This is a genomic window from Alkalihalophilus pseudofirmus OF4 (assembly GCF_000005825.2).
Lineage (GTDB): Bacteria > Bacillota > Bacilli > Bacillales > Bacillaceae_D > Alkalihalophilus > Alkalihalophilus pseudofirmus.
Genome location: NC_013791.2, coordinates 1717308 through 1733712, shown reverse-complemented (window position 1 = coordinate 1733712; position 16405 = coordinate 1717308). Strand labels below are relative to the sequence as shown.

Here is a 16405-nt window from a genome sequence, read left to right as displayed (position 1 = left end):
TTCGCAGAGTAATTGCGTCGCTTGCACCGATAATACCCGCCCACATACCCTTTATTTAATCGCACCAAGCCCGTAACTAGTAAATGAATGAATCAGCTCGGCCATTTCTCTTGGCGTTTTATCCATGCCATTATCAAGCCAGTTCTTCAAGACATGCAAGCTGCCGCTGATCACATAGAGGCTGAGGTATTCTGATACTTTCTCATCGGCATTGTGGATCTCCATCCAATTTTTCATTGTAAAATCATAGGTCACCTTCATGACTTTATGTTGAAATTGAGGGTCGCCATGCTCACTCAGAAGCGTCTGGCACACATTCCGGTTATCCGCTACATATTCGAGTATTTTCTCGGTCATCTGCAGAGCTTCATCCTCTTTATTAAAATTGTAGCTTGAGAGTGTTTGGTACATATCCACTAATATTTCTTCTTCTATTTTTGTAAGCAGGTCATACGGGTCGGCATAATGCGAGTAGAACGTCGAGCGGTTGATATCAGCGAGTTCACATAATTCTTTCACAGTGATGGATGAAATTTGCTTTTCCTTTAATAGGTTAATTAAGCTTTCTTTTAATACCATACGTGTATATTTTTTACGTCGATCTAATTTTGCGTTCACGTTGATTCACCCTTTTGTCAAAAGTTATCCAACAGTTATTGTGAATGTGTTGGGGAAAGTACGGATCATAAAGAACTGTTTGTTGTATAAGCAACACGGTGTTTATATAATGATAAAGTGTAAATGGTGTAATGACAAGAAAGGGTGCATGATCATAGGTTTAGCAGCACGAATAATTAAAAATAAAAAGTCCATTGTGATTGTATTTATGCTTCTTGCGGTGATCTCTGTAGCAGCGCAATTTTTTGTGTCTGTCAATTACAATATGGTTGATTACCTGCCTGATGAAGCACAGTCCACAAGGGCCATTGAAGTAATGGAAAATGAATTTTCTTCTTCTGTACCCGATACAAGAGTGATGGTTGATAACGTCACATTACAAGAAGCTCTTCTAGTGAAAGAACAGTTAGCTTCCATTGACGGCGTAACTGATGTGATGTGGCTAGATGATGCGATTGACTTGAAAACGCCGATTGAAGTCGCTGACATTGATACAGTAGAGTCTTATTACGTAGACAATAAAGCACTATTTCAACTCAGTATTCGTGCAGGTGAGGAGGTACGCATCACTGATGAGATTTATGAATTAATCGGGGAAGACGGGGCTATGGCCGGTGAAGCGGTCAATACAGCCACCTCACAAAAAATGGCAGGAACTGAAACGATGTATGCTTCAGCTCTGCTTATTCCTATTATTATTTTTATTCTCGTGATATCAACGACATCATGGGTAGAACCGTTGTTTTTCTTAACGGCGATTGGCGTATCCGTTCTGATTAACTTAGGGACGAACATTTTTATCGGAGAAGTTTCGTTTGTTACTCAATCTGTAGCGCCGATCCTTCAGCTAGCCGTATCACTGGATTATGCGATTTTCCTTCTTCACAGCTTTCAAGAATACCGAAAGAAAACAAATAACCCTGAAGAAGCGATGCAGCTTGCGATGAAAGATTCCTTTTCACCGATTTCAGCAAGTGCTGCGACCACATTTTTCGGCTTTATGGCCTTAATGTTAATGAGCTTTGAGCTCGGTGCGGACCTTGGATTAAGCCTTGTGAAAGGAATCCTGCTAAGCTTTATAAGCGTGATGGTATTCTTACCAGCATTAACGCTTCTATTCTATAAATGGATGGACAAAACAAAGCACAAGAATTTTGTTCCTAGCTTTGAAGGATTAGGCAGGCGGGTTATGAAGGTAAGATTCCCTACACTCATTCTCATTCTAGCAATCTTAGTTCCTAGTTTCTTAGCTCAAAGCAACACTGCTTTCACATATGGACTAGGAGAGCAGCCGGAATCAACCCGCACTGGAGCTGACTTGATTGCCATTCAAGAGACATTTGGAGAATCAACGCCGATTGTTTTACTAGTGCCTACTGGTGATTTAGTAAAAGAAGAAGAGCTTGTCAGTGAGTTAGAAGAGATGAATCATGTGACTAATATTATTTCATATGTGAATACCGTCGGAGCAGGAATTCCTCCTGAATACTTAGACGAGTCGATCACAGAAGAGTTCTTCTCAGAGAATTACAGCCGAATCATTATTAATACAGATACTGAAAAAGAGGGAGACATTCCGTTTGGGATCGTAGAAGCCGTTCAAAGAACTGCTGCTTCCTATTATGGAGATACAACGTTAAGCCTCGGTGAGAGTGTGACGTTGTATGATATTAAGAATACGGTTCAAAAGGATAATACCTTTGTAAACACGATGACAGTTGTTACGATTGCGATTGTGCTGTTGATCACCTTTAAATCGTTGACGCTGCCAATCATTTTGCTTGTGACGATTCAAGCAGCCGTATGGATTAACTTATCTGTCCCTTATTTTACGAATACCTCATTTGATTTTATTGGGTATCTGATTATAAGCACCGTCCAGCTCGCAGCCACTGTGGATTATGCGATTCTTTTTTCAGAAACATATAAAGAACACCGCAGAGAAATACCGGCGATGCAAGCGATTATTAAAACGTTAGATGAGAAAACATTCTCGATTTCAATATCTGCATCGATTTTATCAAGTATTGGATTTATTTTATGGATTACATCAACAAATCCTGTCGTGCAATCAATCGGACTCCTGCTTGGAAGAGGGGCGCTTTTAGCGTTCGTACTCGTCCTGTTCTTCCTGCCAGCGATGCTTTATGTACTTGATAAGGTGATCAGCAAAACGACATTAAAAGCGAATTTTTATAAGGGGAAATGATGATGAAAATGAAACGACTGCCTGTTGCTGCACTAGCTGTGTTGCTTGTCGCTCCATCTTTTTTAGTAGATGCAGCGCCTCAAACGATTGCTGCTCAGGCTGCATCAAACACTCCTACCGAAGGAGAGCTCGCTTCAAAAGAGGAAGTCATCTATGCCAATTTACTGGCTGATGGCAGCCTGGATCAAATGTATATTGTGAATACGTTAAATGTATCAAAAGCTGGGACGATTATGGATTACGGTAACTATAACAGCTTGAAAAACCTTACTGATCTAACGGAGCTTGAGCAAATGGAAGATCATGTTCAAGTGGAGGCAGAAAAAGGGCCGTTTTATTATCAAGGGAATGTGGATGGCACGATGCAGCTGCCATGGGATATAACCGTCACTTATTTTCTAGACGGAAAAGAAGTATCGCCTGACGAGCTTGCTGGAGCAGACGGCAGCTTAGAAATAAACATTGAAACACAAGCAAACGACGACGTAGATCCTGCATTTTTTGAAAACTATCTGCTGCAAATTTCGATGCTGCTAGAAGAAGGCGTATATAGCAACATCGAAACAGAAGAAGGCATGATTGCGAATGCTGGGAAAAATAAGCAAGTGACCTTTACTGTCATGCCTGAACAAGAAGAGAAGCTATCTCTTTCTGCAGATGTTGTTGACTTTGAAAGCGATGGAATTGAAATTGCTGCGGTTCCTTCTACAATGTCAATCGATTCACCTGATATCGAGGAGATTACAAGTGAATTCAACTCCTTATCAGACGCAATTAAAGAGATTGATAACGGCGTCGGGGAATTAAAAAACGGAATTTCAGAGCTGAACAGCGGAGTTGCAAGTCTATATGATGGCTCTGGTCAATTTAGGAATGGCATGAGCGAGCTGGCTGGTTCCTCTGGTGAATTAGTCAATGGCTCAAAAGCAATTGATCAAGCTTTATCAGAGATCAGCCGCTCTCTCCAAGTAACAGATACCATGGATTTAGGCGACTTAAACAGCCTGCCACAAGGATTAACACAAATTGCAGAGGGATTGCATGAAACATCTGTTGGATTAAGTACCTTAAGGGAAAATTATACGCTTGCCTATGAATCATTAGATGAGGCAATGACAGCAATTCCTGATCACCAAATCAGTGAATCTGACATTCAAAGCCTGTATGAAAGCGGAGCAGATCCCGCAGTTGTAGAGAAATTAGTGGACACGTATGCAGCTGCTCAAAAAGCGAAAGGCACGTATACTGCTGTAGCTGCGGCATTTGCAGCTGTGGATTCTACATTAAATGAGGTAAGTTCGGCAACAAAAGAAATGGGTGACACGCTTAAGTCCATTGCTAATGGCCTCAGTTCATCTTTAGCCAATATGGACAGCATGGATTCACTTACTCAGCTGCAGCAAGGACTCGCGGAATTATCAGCGAATTACAGCGAATTTCACTCAGGTCTTGTCAGCTATACGAATGGCGTAGGTGAATTATCAAGCTCCTATAATGAAATTCATTCAGGAATTGGTGAGCTTTCCGGTGGTACAAACGAACTTGAAAATGGCACAGGCGAGCTGCGTTCTGGCACGACTAAGTTGTATGATGCAACGAGTAATTTACCAGAGCAAATGCAAGAAGAAATTGATGCGATGATCTCAGAATATGATAAATCAGACTTCGAAGCCGTGTCCTTTGTCTCTGATAAAAACGAGAATGTAAATACAGTACAATTTGTCATAAAGACTGAAGCCATTAAAAAAGAAGAACAAGAAGTAAAGGAAGATGCGGAAGAAAAAGAAGAGAATTTTTGGACCCGTCTGATGGATTTGTTTAGAAGAGGGTAACGTATAAGCCGTGCACGGAGTGGAAACTCTGTGCGCGATTTTTTGTGCTCTTTAGCTTGCACTGATCAATTGTATATTTACAAGTTTTTTATGCACTCGGTTTGGAGAGTAATTGCGTGGATCGAACCTCTAATTGTGTAGGTAGACAGCTAAAATGCGTCAATTTGCAGTTATTGCGTTTATTGAAAAGATTTATGCGTCAAAGGAATCTGGAATTATACTCAGTCAAAGGATTATTGCGTCAATTTCACTCGAAGAAAAAAAATTTACCTCAAATTCGGATTAAATGGTAAATACAGCAAATACTATTTTCGAGTTACAACAATAACCCAATGACCATAGGAGGCTTTACAAATGAAAAAAACAAAATTTGCATTTGTATTACTTGCATTTATGATGGTTGTCTCGTTTACAGCTAACGCATTGGCTGCAGAACAGACAGAGGCAAAGGATATCGTGGAAACTGCAGTGGCTGCAGGTGAGTTTAACACATTAGCGGCCGCTCTTGAGAAAGCGGGTCTTGTTGATGCACTTAAAGGAGAAGGTCCTTTCACTGTATTTGCTCCAACAGATGAAGCATTCGACAAGCTGTTAAAGGAACTTGGGGTGACAGCTGATCAACTTCTAGCTCGTGAAGACCTAGCAACGATCCTTCAGTACCACGTAATACCAGGAAAAGTATTATCTAGTGATTTGAAAGACGGAATGAAAGTAAAAACACTTGCTGGTAAAGAAGTGACCATTTCCCTAAACCCAACACGCGTGAATAATGCGAATGTCACTACTGCAGACATCGAAGCATCAAACGGCGTGATTCACGTGATTGACGCTGTATTGATTCCGGCTGAGTAGTAAGTGGAAGAGAAAAAGGCTGAATGCTTGTCCATTCAGCCTTTTTCTTATTATTTTGAGGAAGGGCGTTGGATGTAATGGTCTCTTTTGAGATGATTTTATGAGTCTTTCATCAGCATTATTGTGTTACTTCACTAGATGATTGAACCAATTCCCAGCAATACTTGCCATCACCTATAATCTCTTCGTCATCACTACATGGGGAATACCGTCTTCCATAAATTCATCTGAAGCTGTTTCATATCCTAACTTGTGATAAAATCCTTCTGCTTGAGTTTGACCATGCAGTTTCACTTTCGCCAATTTTTTTCCCTCTGCAAGTTCTTCAAGCGCTTGAATGATTAACTTGCCTAAACCAAAGGCACGAAAAGGCTCAAGTACACAGATTCTTTCTAGCTTCCCAATTCCATCAACAACTCGGATTCTTCCCGTTCCAACAGCCATTCCATCGTAAAAAGCTAAAATATGATCACAGTCTCCATCAAGATGATCATATTCATCAAATTCATCTTCTAGCGGAACACCTTGCTCAGCCACAAATACTTTTTCTCGTATATGAAAGGCTTTTTCTAGATCTTCTATATCAACAATCCGTTTTGTTTTCACATTCGTGCCTCCAATAATGTTTTAGTATCTATTAAGTATAAATTATAAGTAGTTAATCATGCATTTCACATGCTTTATGTATTCATTGCTTGTGAACTATGAACTATACCTTTTCCTTACTTATTATTGTTTAAACCTCCAATACGGCTAATTTCCTAGATTCTGAAGATAAAGTGAATTATAATAAGCTTACGTCATTTTTTCAAACATTTGTATTCCCTTAAATATGTATTCGTTAAATATGTATTCGTTAAATATGTATTCGTTAAATAGAAAGGAACATCCATGGAATCTTTACTAATTGGAAGCTTACTGGCCTCACTTGCAACAGGTGCAGGAGCGATCCCAATCTTATTTTTTCGTGATTTAAATCATCGAAAGCGTGATATATTACTTGCTTTTGCTGCTGGTATTATGGTGGCAGCCGCAACATTTGAATTAATACCTGAGGCAATGGAATATTCAAGTTCAGTTTGGACGGTCGTTATTGGAGTGCTGCTTGGTACGGTGGCCCTCATGATCTTAGAGAAAAATGTGCCGCATATTGACCTTGAGCATAAAGCACAACGAATTGAAATCGACCGAAAAGCAATGCTTGTCATTTCAGCCATCATTCTTCATAACTTGCCAGAAGGATTGGCGGTAGGTGTGAGCTATGCAAGTGATAACGAAGCTTTAGGACCCCTGATTGCACTCGCTGTTGGACTGCAAAATGCTCCTGAGGGACTGCTCGTTGCGCTATACCTTGTGAATCAAAAGATCAGCCGCATCAAAGCTTTCCTTATAGCCACTGCTACGGGTTTAATGGAAGTCGTAACAGCCATTATTGGTTATTTACTTGCCTCTAGAGTAGAATTTTTACTTCCTTATGGGCTCGCATTTGCAGCTGGTGCGATGTTATTTATTGTGTACAAAGAGCTGATCCCAGAAAGTCATGGTGACGGTAACGAAACCGTTGCAACTTATGCCTTCATTTTTGGACTGCTCTCAATGCTCGTTTTAGTTTTTTATTTTGGATAATGTTCAGCTAGAAGCCGTTTATTTTCTTGTACGGCTTCTTTTTCGTTTGTTAATAAGAAGATAGTCCAGACACCCTCCATTTTTCAAACATATTGTTTAAAAAGGAGAGTGATTCTATTGTCATTTGATCACTATGACAGCTTTAATAAGTCTGTTAATATACCAAACCCGCTGTACCAATCATTAAAAGGCAGGTATTATGTCGGGCAGACAGAAATCCTTCGTTTACAAAAAGGGAAGCATGCATGGGGAGGTTTGTTTAATCCAACTCGCTCAGATATCGATTTATTCGTCAATGCGTTTACCATTACCAATTATTCAAGTCAGCCGATCGTTGCAGAAATATGGTTTAACCCAAAACTGTCAGGGAGGCCATCTATCTCAAATCTAATAACTCCCGCTAATACTGCTCGCACACCTCTAGTAGACCCAGAAGTAAAAATTGCTTCAGCAGAACTAGTAAAAGGCAATCCAAAAAAGGGGGTCAATGCGTTTAAACGAATAGTTCCGCCGATGAGTACTTTAGCTAGTGATGAAGACGGGAAATATATTTTCCCTCCATGCGGGGCATTTGTTCTTTTTTTTACGTACCTTAGATGGCGGCCCAGCAGAGGCAGAGCTTGCATTTGGCTGGTTTGAGAAGGACATTTGCGAATAGAATGTCGAGTCTTGTCATCAACTTTTAATATAATTGAAACATTAATAGAAGGAGATACAGGGAACCTAAGAGAATATAAAAATCAAATACATTTAATTAGTGGAGGGGTTATGATGAAAACATCTACAAAAGGTATCATCTTAGGTTCCGTACTATCAGCTGGAGGCGCAGTACTAGCAACAACCGCCCTCAGAAAAAAGAAAAATGGACAAGCAAATGAGTCGAATGCAAATGAAGCAAGCGACCAACTGATGAACGAACTAGAAACAGAATTAGGAGATACACCTGAAAACACAATTAAAGATAAAGATACATGGGAAGCAGACAAAGAGGAAAGTTCCGACGCACCCATTGCAGCAGAGGAAGAAGGCTTGACTCAGCTCGACAAAGCCCACAAAGACGACTGGGTCGCTAACGGATTCCCGCAGACTCATCAAGAGATGAGAGAGCTTGAAGAAGAAGCAGCCGAGGAGCGAGAGGAAAAAGCGAAGTAATGAGAAAAGAGCTGTCCTGCGGGGCAGCTCTTTTCTCATGTTAATGCTGAAAGGGCGCAATAAACCGATGAATCAATACAATCCCATAGTAGACTGACGCATATACCCGCTGAATTGACGCAATAGCAGTCGAATGTCGCAATTCTACCTTGCAACCGACACTATTACTCGTTTAACAAACGCAATGATCACACGAATAGACGCATAATTCGACTGAAAACATACAATTCCAAGCTCTCGCAAGGCAAGGCTCCTAACCCATCATCACACTCTATAAAGATCAATAAACGTTTCTAGCTTATCCAAACTCGTCATATTGCGGTTGCATTTTTCACTGTCTTTACAAATATAATTGCCTCTATTTGTGTATTGTTTCTGGCTTGTTTTTACGTTTGCCATGAATAGTCCAAGCTCCTCATGACCGTTGCAAATGGAACATATTCCTTTTTTGCTCTCCGTAAAAGTTCCTTGAATCCCTTTTAACACCTCTTGATCACGGACAATTAAAAATTTGCGTTCCGAACGAATGTCATACCAGCCAAAATAAGAGAGCTCTCTGTAGTCGACCTCATCAAGAGAAGGGGCTTTTAGTTTCTTAGCTTTAGGAAATAGCTTTGCGATCGTTTTATCCGTTAAATGAGGAAAGGGGATCACATATCGCTTCAATTCTCTAAGCTCAAATTCTGCATTAGCAAAATCTTCTGCAGTTATGACCTGTTCGAGCAGCTCCAGTTGACCAGGAGTCGCATCTTTTAGCATTTCTGTAATTTTATCTAAAGCATTGCCTTTCAATGCATGCAACACTCCAGCATCTTTAACCGTCGTATGAGCATGAACGAGAGTGCCGATTTGATACCTGATAAAGTTATACTGGTCGCTTCTCAAAAAAGGGACGATCATTTCGACTACATCATATTTACTTCTCAATTTATCCACCTCCCAATCCTTTATCTCTCTTGGCTCATTATACAAGAACAACTAGGCTTGATAAAGAAATAATACCTTATACAACACCCTACGCATCCACACGCCCAATTATCCTGAATAGACAGTATAATTAGAAATTTCTGTTGACAGTGGCAATTAAAGCGCTTACACTAACTTTAGTAGATATTAGATGGCGAGCGCCAAGTTGATAAGTGAAAGAGTTGTTTGTATGGCTTTGAACAAGGAACGACGTATTGGCCGTCATGCCGTTTTACTCCTTCTTTCAGATGAGTCAGAAGGGGAATTAGAGAGGCTTCGGCAGCTGGATTGGATTGGCTGTAAAGGGAAAGTAGGATCAATGGAAGCACACAAAGTCGTTGCTGCCATTGAAACAGCAGCGAAGAAAAATGGGATTATACAACCAGATTTATACCGTGAGTCGCATGCGTTGTATCATGCGATTATGGAAGCCTTGCATGGTGTCACGCGAGGGCAGGTGCAGTTAGGTTCGGTGCACAGAACCGTTGGACTGACATTTGCTGTGCTTCGGGGAAATCCGTATGAAAACGCGCAAGAAGGAGATTGGATTGCCGTTTCACTGTACGGAACGATTGGAGCGCCTGTTAAGGGGTCCGAGCATGAGGCGATCGGCCTTGGAGTAAACCACATATAATATGCCCATAGTATTTTAGCAAATAGGGGGCTATATCTTAGGAATCTTTTCAAGAGATTGCTTTGATATAGCCCCCTTTTCTATTGATCCTTTACTTACCTAAAGTAAAAAGACAGGGGAGAAGAACATGGTGTTGTTAAACGGACAGACATTAACATTTGAAGAAGTAAATCGTGTGTTATTTGATGAGGTTAAAGTAGGATTTTCAGATGAGAGTCTTAGAAAAGTAGAAGAAAGCCGAAAAGCGGTTGAGAAGATAGTGGAAGATGAACGAATTGTTTATGGAATTACGACTGGATTTGGAAAGTTTAGTGATGTATATATCGGCAAGGAAGATGTCGAGACCTTGCAGCTTAACCTTATTCGGTCTCATGCATGCGGAATAGGGGAGCCATTTCCAGAAGTTTTATCACGAGCCATGCTTTTGCTTCGCGCAAATGCGTTACTTAAGGGATTTTCAGGCGTCAGACCTGTTGTCATAGAGAGATTGCTTGATTTAGTAAACGCGAAAATTCATCCAGTCATTCCCCAGCAAGGCTCCCTTGGCGCAAGCGGGGATCTAGCGCCGCTCTCGCATTTAGCGTTAGCTCTAATTGGCGAAGGAGACGTGTTTTATAAAGGAGAGAAAGTGCCTGCTCTAACAGCCTTAACAAAAGAAGGGCTCTTTCCTATTACGTTAACTGCTAAAGAAGGTCTCGCTTTAATTAACGGTACTCAGGCGATGACCGCAATGGGAGTGGTAGCCTATTTAGAAGCAGAGAAACTGGCCTATCAATCAGAGTACATTGCCGCCATGACAATTGAGGGGTTGAGAGGAATTATTGATGCCTTTGATGAGGACATCCATCTCGCTCGCGGTTATAGGGAACAGGTAGAGGTAGCTAGACGAATCCGCGATCACTTAGCTGACAGCCAATTGACAACAAGACAAGGCGAGCTTCGCGTGCAGGATGCCTATTCGATCCGCTGTATCCCGCAGGTGCACGGGGCGACTTGGCAGGCGTTAAATTATGTAAAAGAAAAGCTTGAGATTGAAATGAATGCTGCAACGGATAATCCGCTTATATTTAATAACGGCGAAAAAGTACTTTCAGGCGGCAATTTTCACGGACAGCCGATTGCGTTTGCGATGGATTTCTTAGCAATTGCAATGGCTGAGCTTGCTAATATTTCAGAACGCCGGATTGAGCGGCTGGTTAATCCTCAATTAAATGATTTGCCGCCATTTTTAAGTCCAGAGCCTGGCCTGCAATCAGGGGCAATGATTATGCAGTATGCTGCGGCCTCACTTGTTTCTGAAAATAAGACGCTTGCGCATCCGGCGAGTGTAGATTCCATCCCGTCATCAGCGAATCAAGAGGACCATGTCAGCATGGGAACGATCGGTTCACGCCATGCTCATCAGGTGATCACCAACGCCCGCCGTGTCCTAGCAATTGAGACAATTTGCGCGATGCAGGCTGCTGAGATCCGCGGCACTGATTTAATGGCTCAAGCTACAAAGCAATTTTTAAAAGAAGCAAGAGAGGTCGCTCCATTTATTGCTAAGGATCGCATTTTTTCTAATGATATTGAAGCCGTGACTTCATGGTTAAAAGGAGCTAGTTTACCTGCAGGGCAGTCTTCAAAGGATCACAGCCGTACAAAAGCATAAGGTGTCATTCACCTAGGTTTCTCTAGGTGAGTGCTGCTTCATTAGATTTAGATAAGGTAACTAAAAGGGGGCAGGACATTTGTTCAATGCAGTCGTTATATCAGTTATCGTCATGGTTGTACTCAGTTTACTTAGGGTGAATGTAGTGCTGGCGATCTTATTCGCTGCACTCACTGCAGGGCTCGTATCAGGGCTTGGGGTGGTTTCATCTATTGATATGCTCATATCGGGGATGGGTGGTCAGGCAAGCACCGCCTTGAGCTATATTTTACTTGGTGCCTTCGCCGTCATGATTGGACACACCGGCATTACAGGTTTCTTAGTTCGTTTATTAATCAACTCGTTAAAAGGGAAGAAAGCCTTTATGTTGCTTGCTATAGCAGGCGTGGCTTCTCTTTCACAAAATGTCGTACCGGTTCACATTGCGTTTATTCCAATTCTTATCCCGCCGCTTTTACATTTGTTTGATAAGATGAAATTAGATCGCAGAGGGGTGGCAACCTCTTTAACGTTCGGTTTAAAAGCACCTTATGTAATGATTCCAGCAGGTTACGGTCTGATCTTTCATGGGATTATATCAGGGGAAATGCAAGCAAACGGAATGGAAATTGCTACGAGCCAGATTCCGCTCGCTATGCTGTTACCTGGACTTGGAATGGTAGCAGGGTTGCTCATTGCCATTTTCGTTACATACAAAAAAGATCGAGTCATCACTCCTAATACAGAGACTGATTCTGAAATTGCTGCGACATATGAGCAGGAAAATGTATCATTTACCACGAAGCATCTATTTACACTGATTGCGATCATAGCTACATTAATTGTACAGCTTACGTTTGAATCATTAATCTTAGGGGCATTAACCGGTATTGTATTGATGTTTGCTTTTAGAGTAGTGCCTTTCAAATACGGAGATCAGTTTGTTAATGACGGGATTAAGATGATGGGAATGATCGCTTTTGTTATGCTGATTGCTTCAGGTTATGCGACCATTTTAAAAGAAACTGGGGCAGTGGAGTCGTTAGTAGAATCCTCGTCAGCTTACCTCGGTAACAGCATGCTGCTTGCTGCCATCCTAATGCTATTTGTCGGGATGTTTATCACAATGGGGATTGGCTCTTCCTTTGGGACGATACCGATCTTGGCTGCATTATTCGTTCCGCTTTGCCTGGCTTTAGGTTTCTCTCCGCTAGCAACTGCTGCTTTAATCGGAACAGCAGGGGCAATTGGCGATGCCGGCTCTCCTGCATCAGATAGTACACTCGGACCAACTGCAGGACTGAATGCAGACGGCAGACATAATCATATTTGGGATACATGTGTTCCGACATTTATCCATTTTAATATACCACTGTTTCTATTTGGTCTCGCAGCGGCGATGATTTTGTAAATATCAACTCGACCCGCATGAACTGCGGGTCCGAGAGTTTTTGGCTCAAAAAACTGAATGAAAGACTTATCAACTGAATGAAACATACTGTGGGAGCTACAGTATGTTACGAAAAAGTCCCCTAAAGTTGTTGTTGATTTCCGCTGCAATCAACAGAGCGAGAATGTTGTAAAGTGCTCCCTCAATATAAGTAGCACTTAGTGAATAGAACTGAGCCTATGAACTACATCAATCTACTCGATTCGGGGAAAAGCAATAACTCAGCGGATGAAATATGCGTAGACTCCAGCGGTGCCTAGAGCAGGGCTGAGATCCCACAGGGCTAAAGCCCGAGGAAGCTCAGCAGCTCACCGCGGAAAGCGAAGCATATTTCAGGAGCGGGGGACTCAACTACCTACCATGTTTACCAACTTTTCAATTCTGTAATGTTCTGATTCCCATAAGTTAAACCAGCCTCTTAATATAGTTAGAAGGTGTATACGATGCACGTTTATTTAGTAGCGAAAGACGAACTAGAAGCCCAAGGAATTCGGTGGATGATTGAGAGTCACTTTACCGGAGTAACCCTTACCTTGCTGAAAAAAGTTCAAGACGTAAAAGAGACAATAGAAATAGAAAGAGTAGATCTGGTTATCTTAGATATGGACCGCTACCGGGAAGAAGGAGAATATTTTGATCGTCTTATGAGCTTAAGAAACGTACGCTGGCTGTTTCTATCATCTGAACGCATGTTTCAAATTGCATATAGAGCACTGCAATTTCGTGCAGAGGATGTATTATTCCGGCCTTTTGCACCAGAAGACTTAATGAAGCACCTTCAGCAGATACGTTTCTGCGTAAGAAACCAGGAAGATTCTGTAAACATAATTGACTATAAAGCTGATAAGGGCATTGATTACCCCGATCTATTCATGCAAGAGCACATCCCGGACCAATATATAACAATGGCTGCCTTTTTAACCCCAGATCCAAATAATCTAACACTCGTGCATGAGGCCGTTAAGCGATTCTCATTTACAGGGCAGCCCTATGTGTTTGCGTTGTCTAATCTTATTTTGTGCGTGCAAGAGACCGGGGAACGAATACATACACAAGAAGAGTATCGAGCTTTTTTGACTGATTGGAAGAAGAAGATGGATGAACCACTTGCAATTGTTGTAAAATCCAGCGATAAAAACAGCTCGATTAAACAGTTGTATCAACAATCAGTTGAACTTTCGAGCCGTATCTTTTATGAAGGCTATGATATTATTATCGACGATACATCTACGAATACAGCCCAAGAATTAGATCCTTTTTTAACACCTCTTGAGCAGAGACAATGGATTGAAATGCTTGAAAAACGTGATCTAGCCTCTATTCGTGAATGGCTTTGGAAAGAGTTTTTAACGTTTAAACAGCCTTACCCTGACCCTGAGATTATTCGAATTCGTTTAACCAGTGTCTTAGCACAAATCAGGCGGCATATGAAGTCCTATCAGATTGCATCGGGACCGATAGAATCTTTTTATCACAGAGTGTTTCAAGACATCATTCACCAGCCAGTTATCTATCAGATTGTTCAGCAGCTGCTTACCTTTACAACTGAGCTTCTTGAAGAAAGTCATGAAATCACAGATAACAGGCGCACCTTTATTGAAAAAGCTAGAGAGTTAATGGAATCAAATTACTGGGATCCACAGTGGAGCCTTGAGCAATGTGCAGAGGCTCTCCGTATGAATAAGAGCACGCTGAGCCGCAAGTTTAAAGCTGAATGTGGCAAAACATTTAGAGAAACACTGCATGAAATTCGAATTAGGGAAGCGAAACGGATGCTGCTTGAGACTGACCTCTCCTTGGAAGAGATCTCAAGTCTTACCGGTTATTCACACCAGACGTATTTTAATGCAAAGTTTAAATTAATGGAGAATTGCACTCCTACGAGTTTTAGAAGCGGGGCATAAAGGGTACATTGATGTCATACACCAAAAACGAGTGGGAGTGGATAAGTATGGATCCTATTGTCATTATGGCTGTCCTAACTTCTAAGCCAGGAATGAAAGATAATTTAAATAAAGTATTAGAGCAAATGGTCCACCCTTCACGTAAAGAAGAGGGATGTATCACATATGACCTTCATCAATCCCTCGATGATCCAGGTACATTTACATTTTATGAGGTATGGGAAAGTGATAAGGCTATCCAAGCTCATATCGTATCCGAACATTATAAAGCTTATAAAGAGCACGTCGATGAGCTAGTTGAAATGAGACATGTGTATCGCTTACGCAAAGTATAATGGTGGAGACCCTGTATAGCTGGCAGGGTCTTTTTTTCTAATCAGCCTCATCCACAATTTTATTTTTAAATGCTCCCGTATGTCGTAATTTTATTTTTAGGTCTACATTTGTTAGAGTGTTATCGTCTAATACCAGCGTCTTTCCCGACTGTTTCCATAATGTGTTGTGATTACGGTAAAGAAGATGCTCTAAATTAAAAAAATCTACATTATCTTTTACCCCTAGCTTGTACAAGTCTTCAATTTCTTTTTTGATGCTATTTCTTGCGTCTTTCTGCATCATAATAAGTTCGTTATTTCCATTTAACTGATTTCCAATCGTCCCTTCCATATCAAAAGAAGCTGTAAAGGAGGGCTCGGACAATTCTTTCACTTTAACATCAAATCTAATCCGGTCAACCACTGTCAAAAAATCCGGCTTCATTTTATCCGGTACCAAAATCGACGCACGCTTGGTTTCAGGTGCAATCCAACGCAATCCTCTCAATTCTTCAAGAGAATATGAACCTTTATAGCTGTCACCTCTCAAAAAGAAAGCTCCTTCTAACTTTAACTTCGATTCAGGCTCCATATTATTAGTCCATTCTTCTTCTGAAATAGAAAGATAGGGTATATAGGTTGTCAGTGCTGGTTCAAATACGTCTCTGGCCAATTCCTGCAATTTTATCGGCCTTATCGTAGAATTTTGTCTTTGACTGCTTTCTGGGTTATGGAGTGTAGTTTCAAGTACAGATTGATCAAAAAATCCTAGTGTCGACAATACTTCATCAATAGGCTCTTTGGTGCCAAACACCCAAGGAGTCAACCTAAATTCGTAGTACCGAGTTAACCCATCAAATACATTCCCAATACCCTGATTTAATACGGACTCACTTAAGACAATAGATGTAATATGCGACCAGATAAACATTTCTTGACCAGTTTGATACACATCAAAAAAAGCATCGATAAAGGTGTGTCCTTCTGCCTTTGATACAGAGGTTTGAGCACTTCCAGTTTCCCCTTCCGTTTTTGCGACAGAGTTAAGGCCAATCACCTGAAGATAAATAAAATATTTGTCATCTTTATAATCGACACCAATGGCAGTAGCATAATTCAAATTCTGAATTTCTTTCATGTCCGTCCTGCACCCAGAAAGGAAGATCGCTATAACAAGAAGGATACAAAACCATTTACCACACGCTTTATACATAG

15 protein-coding genes are annotated in these 16405 nt (G+C 41.1%); 11 read left to right on the top strand and 4 right to left on the bottom strand.

Features of this window, described 5'->3' with window-relative positions; translation table 11 throughout:
- Window positions 1–51 precede the first annotated feature (51 nt).
- Window positions 52–618: a TetR/AcrR family transcriptional regulator gene (locus tag BPOF4_RS08695; RefSeq protein ID WP_012958755.1), complete on the bottom strand. Its 567-nt coding sequence runs from the start codon at window positions 616–618 to the stop codon at window positions 52–54.
- A gap of 148 nt (window positions 619–766) precedes the next feature.
- Here BPOF4_RS08695 and BPOF4_RS08690 point away from each other — a divergent pair, with 148 nt between their 5' ends.
- The 3 genes from BPOF4_RS08690 to BPOF4_RS08680 all read left to right on the top strand — a co-directional run bounded on the left by BPOF4_RS08690 (window position 767) and on the right by BPOF4_RS08680 (window position 5511).
- Window positions 767–2827, top strand: coding sequence for an efflux RND transporter permease subunit (locus BPOF4_RS08690; protein WP_012958754.1), 2061 nt, complete (start codon window positions 767–769; stop codon window positions 2825–2827).
- Window positions 2824–4659, top strand: coding sequence for a hypothetical protein (locus tag BPOF4_RS08685; protein ID WP_012958753.1), 1836 nt, complete (start codon window positions 2824–2826; stop codon window positions 4657–4659). The genes BPOF4_RS08690 and BPOF4_RS08685 overlap by 4 nt, the downstream gene beginning before the upstream one ends.
- A gap of 354 nt (window positions 4660–5013) precedes the next feature.
- Complete coding sequence (locus BPOF4_RS08680; RefSeq protein WP_012958751.1) at window positions 5014–5511, top strand: fasciclin domain-containing protein; 498 nt, start codon at window positions 5014–5016, stop codon at window positions 5509–5511.
- 174 nt (window positions 5512–5685) lie between these two features.
- On the opposite strand, the gene BPOF4_RS08675 is transcribed toward BPOF4_RS08680, so the two are convergent.
- The gene (locus tag BPOF4_RS08675; RefSeq protein ID WP_012958750.1) at window positions 5686–6117 is read right to left on the bottom strand and encodes a GNAT family N-acetyltransferase; all 432 of its coding nucleotides are present in this window, start codon (window positions 6115–6117) and stop codon (window positions 5686–5688) included.
- Window positions 6118–6402: 285 nt separating this feature from the next.
- On the opposite strand from BPOF4_RS08675, the gene BPOF4_RS08670 reads away from it, so the two are divergent.
- From BPOF4_RS08670 to BPOF4_RS08660, 3 genes are all read left to right on the top strand, one after another.
- The gene (locus BPOF4_RS08670; protein ID WP_012958749.1) at window positions 6403–7137 is read left to right on the top strand and encodes a ZIP family metal transporter; all 735 of its coding nucleotides are present in this window, start codon (window positions 6403–6405) and stop codon (window positions 7135–7137) included.
- Window positions 7138–7254: 117 nt separating this feature from the next.
- The gene (locus BPOF4_RS08665; RefSeq protein ID WP_238446496.1) at window positions 7255–7776 is read left to right on the top strand and encodes a DUF6143 family protein; all 522 of its coding nucleotides are present in this window, start codon (window positions 7255–7257) and stop codon (window positions 7774–7776) included.
- A gap of 129 nt (window positions 7777–7905) precedes the next feature.
- Complete coding sequence (locus BPOF4_RS08660) at window positions 7906–8289, top strand: hypothetical protein (protein ID WP_238446495.1); 384 nt, start codon at window positions 7906–7908, stop codon at window positions 8287–8289.
- A gap of 264 nt (window positions 8290–8553) precedes the next feature.
- Here the strand turns inward: BPOF4_RS08660 and BPOF4_RS08655 are convergent, their stop codons facing one another.
- Entirely contained in the window at window positions 8554–9225 is a 672-nt protein-coding gene (locus BPOF4_RS08655) for a FusB/FusC family EF-G-binding protein (protein WP_420796442.1), read from the bottom strand.
- A 220-nt stretch (window positions 9226–9445) separates the two neighbouring features.
- On the opposite strand from BPOF4_RS08655, the gene hutP reads away from it, so the two are divergent.
- The 5 genes from hutP to BPOF4_RS08630 all read left to right on the top strand — a co-directional run bounded on the left by hutP (window position 9446) and on the right by BPOF4_RS08630 (window position 15211).
- Window positions 9446–9889, top strand: coding sequence for a hut operon transcriptional regulator HutP (gene hutP, locus BPOF4_RS08650; protein WP_012958745.1), 444 nt, complete (start codon window positions 9446–9448; stop codon window positions 9887–9889).
- Window positions 9890–10016: 127 nt separating this feature from the next.
- The gene (gene hutH, locus BPOF4_RS08645) at window positions 10017–11543 is read left to right on the top strand and encodes a histidine ammonia-lyase (RefSeq protein ID WP_012958744.1); all 1527 of its coding nucleotides are present in this window, start codon (window positions 10017–10019) and stop codon (window positions 11541–11543) included.
- Window positions 11544–11622: 79 nt separating this feature from the next.
- Window positions 11623–12933 (top strand): Na+/H+ antiporter family protein, encoded by a 1311-nt coding sequence (locus BPOF4_RS08640; protein ID WP_012958743.1) that lies wholly within the window; start codon window positions 11623–11625, stop codon window positions 12931–12933.
- 482 nt (window positions 12934–13415) lie between these two features.
- Complete coding sequence (locus tag BPOF4_RS08635) at window positions 13416–14876, top strand: response regulator transcription factor (protein ID WP_012958742.1); 1461 nt, start codon at window positions 13416–13418, stop codon at window positions 14874–14876.
- 47 nt (window positions 14877–14923) lie between these two features.
- A complete protein-coding gene (locus BPOF4_RS08630; RefSeq protein WP_012958741.1) occupies window positions 14924–15211 on the top strand; it encodes a putative quinol monooxygenase in 288 nt (95 codons plus the stop codon).
- A gap of 37 nt (window positions 15212–15248) precedes the next feature.
- Here BPOF4_RS08630 and BPOF4_RS08625 read toward each other — a convergent pair whose 3' ends face one another.
- The gene (locus BPOF4_RS08625; RefSeq protein WP_012958740.1) at window positions 15249–16403 is read right to left on the bottom strand and encodes a Ger(x)C family spore germination protein; all 1155 of its coding nucleotides are present in this window, start codon (window positions 16401–16403) and stop codon (window positions 15249–15251) included.
- Between the last annotated feature and the right edge of the window lie 2 nt (window positions 16404–16405).